This window comes from Polynucleobacter sp. 35-46-11 (assembly GCF_002281105.1).
Genome location: NZ_NCFJ01000717.1, coordinates 1 through 1,089 on the forward strand (window position 1 = coordinate 1; position 1,089 = coordinate 1,089).

General features: G+C 36.5%; 1 protein-coding gene. It reads right to left on the reverse strand.

Annotation, left to right across the window (positions count from 1 at the left end; all coding sequences use genetic code 11):
- Positions 1-72 precede the first annotated feature (72 nt).
- Positions 73-1,065, reverse strand: coding sequence for a glycosyltransferase (locus tag B7Y67_RS19585; protein ID WP_367227318.1), 993 nt, complete (start codon positions 1,063-1,065; stop codon positions 73-75).
- Positions 1,066-1,089 lie beyond the last annotated feature (24 nt).

Sequence of the window (1,089 nt, forward strand, 5' to 3'; positions counted from 1 at the left end):
TTAAACTAACTACCAGAGAAAATTATTATAATTTTATTTAATGGCTATTTAAATATAAATCTACAACTCGCTTTATTGTGAGCCATGTAAAATCACCTTAGATAGATGTCTACATGATCTTTTATAGAGCCAACGGGAAATAAAGTTTGAGCTTGAGCAATGTGCCATATCGTAAAGTATCAAACGTCTAGATTTTAAAGAAAGTAGGCACCCAATTGAAACTATGATGTTACAAAATACGCATGGTAAAAGATACACTGACATAATGAGGAGCCTCCGGAATACGTCTCTTGTAGGAATTGTCAACGAGGCTCTTGAAAAGGTCACTGAATGGCTATTGAATAATATATGCTTAAATATTGAGCGACCTGGCCACTTAGGTACTACAAGCTTCTTCGCAGAATCGCTAATTTTTGACATCGACCAAATAAGCTTTGGCCACGATTTCATCCATATATCGAAAGATTTTCCAGACCAAGAAGCTACGCCGTAGCGTATTTGGATTAAAGGATCGGAAATTATAAAAGCTCCACATGGTAGCGGGTCCTGGAAAATAACTCCAATATGAATAAACCAAGAGCCAAAATATGCCTCCCTTTCCCTATTCAACCATTCAGATCGCTTTATTATTACCGACCCAATAAATGACAATATGCTTCCCGCTTTAATTAGCAGCTCATCATTCTGGTCAGAAAAGAGCTCTATATCCCCTCCTAATTTAAGCTGATTATCTATCAAACAACTAGAAAACGTACTGTCCCACACTTCCGAGTTAGCAATGAATAAATCATGATTTTGAGATTTTAATAAAGTAACAACCTTATTTATTGCTCCTGGCTTTAATTTATCATCATCAGATAGCAACCAACAATATTTTCCAGACGATATTTCTACACACCTGTCATATCCCCGATCAAGACCGCTATTGCACGATTCAACCTCGAATCTAATATTTTCGCGTGAATTGCAATATCGAAATAATTCCTCAGAAGTTCCATCTGTGGAGGCTCCATCAATGATTACAAGTTCTACATCTTGATTTAAATTGTTATGTATCTCGGACAAAAATTGAAAGAGCGAATCGCGTCG